Origin of the sequence: Cupriavidus phytohabitans (genome assembly GCF_000426345.1) — a bacterium.
Classification (GTDB): Bacteria; Pseudomonadota; Gammaproteobacteria; order Burkholderiales; family Burkholderiaceae; genus Cupriavidus.
The window spans coordinates 1-1,178 of the sequence record NZ_AUFE01000250.1 but is presented as its reverse complement, the minus strand read 5'-3'; the positions used below and the strand labels follow the sequence as shown (position 1 = coordinate 1,178).

Below are 1,178 nucleotides of genomic sequence, written 5' to 3'. Positions count from 1 at the left end.
AGAGGTGGCGCCGTTATTTCGGACAGAGATCCGGAGTTTTTAAGTGGAAGCGCTGGGGCAGTCAGGCTGCCGATTTGATCGCTGGCAGCGTGGCGAAGTATGCCTCATCCGTGGTCTGGTCCGCCAGACTGGAATGGGGCTGTCGTTGGTTGTACCAAGTTAGGTCGTTAGCGATAGAGCGGCGCGCATGGCTGACCGAGTCGTAGGCTTTCAGGTAGACCTCCTCGTATTTGACGCTGCGCCAAAGGCGTTCGACGAACACGTTGTCGCGCCAACTGCCCTTGCCGTCCATCGACAGTTGGATGCCGCGGTCGAGCACAGCGTCTGTGAACTCCGTCGCGGTGAACTGGCTGCCCTGGTCGGTGTTGACGATCTCCGGCGTGCCGTATTTCGCAAAGGCCTCCTCCAGCGCCTCGACAGCATGGCAGCTCTCCAGAGTGATCGCCACCCGGTGGGCCAGTACTTTGCGGCTCGCCCAGTCCACCACCGCCGTCAGATACACGAAGCCCCGCGCCATCGGAATGTAGCTCGTGTCCAGCGCCCACACCTGGTTGGCGCGATCGATCGTCCGGTCGCGCAGTAGGTATGGCCAGATCTTGTGCGCCGCATGCTTGCGGCTCGTGTTCGGGCGACCGTACAGCGCCTCGATGCCCATGCGCTTCATCAGCGTGCGCACGTGCCGGCGGCCGACCGGGATGCTCTCCCGTCGCAACAGGCGGGCCAGCATGCGTGCGCCCGCGAAGGGATGCTCCAGATGCAGTTCGTCGATCCGGCGCATCAGCCTCAGATCCGCGTCGCTGATTGGACGCGGCTGGTAGTAGACGCTCGATCGGGAAATGCCGACCAGCTTGACCTAGCGGCTCACCGGCAGCGGGTGATCGCGGTCAATCATCGCTTTCCGCTCAGCAATCCCGCCTTGCCGAGCGCGTGCTCTAAAAAATCGTTCTCCAGTGTCAATTGGCCGATCTTTGCATGCAGCACCTTCACGTCCACCGGCGGCTCGGCCGCAGTCTTGGTTTTGCCGCCGCCGAACACGTCCGCGGCGTGCTCCGCCAACTGCTGCTTCCACTCCGTGATCTGCTCGGGTGCACGTCATACTGCTGGGCCAATTCCGCCAGCGTCTTGTCGCCCTTGAGCGCGGCCATGGCCACCTTGGCCTTGAAGGTTGCCGAGTGGGT

General features: G+C 62.9%; 1 pseudogene. It reads right to left on the bottom strand.

Going from position 1 to position 1,178, the window contains the following annotated elements:
- Window positions 1–61: 61 nt before the first annotated feature.
- Window positions 62–1,178 (bottom strand): annotated as a pseudogene (locus K309_RS0135110) (IS3 family transposase); the annotation flags it as partial.